At 50.5% G+C, this 780-nt stretch carries 1 protein-coding gene; it reads right to left on the reverse strand.

What is annotated here, in order from left to right; all coding sequences use genetic code 11:
- Window positions 1-780 (reverse strand): Ig-like domain-containing protein (locus J582_RS25455; protein WP_228131722.1); only part of this gene is annotated, 780 nt, incomplete at both ends.

Genomic DNA, 780 nt, shown 5'->3' on the forward strand with positions numbered 1-780 from the left:
CTACTACACCTGTGCCAGGTAATGACGGGTTACCCGCTGGGTCAGTCGCTGTCGCTGTTACTGTTTGACCATCAGTCAGGTCACCTGGGTTTGGTACTGTCCACTTACCATCCGGGCCTGCAACTACAGTCGCTGTTGTACCATCCGGGAAGCTCACGGTAACTGTTGAACCAGGTTCTGCTGTACCTGTTACAGGATTAGTTGCATTGATTGGATCAAGTACAGGTGCACTTGGCGCTGCCGTATCTACAGTCACGATTACATTTGTCGGGCTGCTGATATGACCTTGTGAATCTACTGCTTGGGCATGGATGGTAATTGGGCCATCCGCTGTTACAGGAATCGCTGCGGTGATATAGCCATTGCTTAAGTCAGTTGCACTCACTGTGTAGTCAGTGCCGTTAACGTTTACTACAGTACCCACCGCTGCATCTGGACCCAATGCTACACGGGCATTAAAGCTACCGTCTGCGCCAAGTTCTGATGCATTGATGATGCCATCAGTATTTAAGTCATCCGGTACTGTGATCGCACCAAGCAAGTTCGCTGGTGTGGTATCTACAGTTACAGTGACATCTGTTGGACTGCTGATGTTGCCTTGCGCATCCACTGCTTGGGCATGGATGGTAATTGGGCCATCTGCTGTTACAGGAATCGCTGCGGTGATATAGCCATTGCCAAGGTCAGTCGCACTCACTGTGTAATCAGTGCCGTTAACGTTTACGACTGTGCCTACCACTGCATCTGGACCCAACACTACACGGGCATTAAAGCTGCCAT

This window comes from Acinetobacter sp. 1566109 (genome assembly GCF_000582255.1).
In the GTDB taxonomy this organism is placed as follows: domain Bacteria; phylum Pseudomonadota; class Gammaproteobacteria; order Pseudomonadales; family Moraxellaceae; genus Acinetobacter; species Acinetobacter nosocomialis.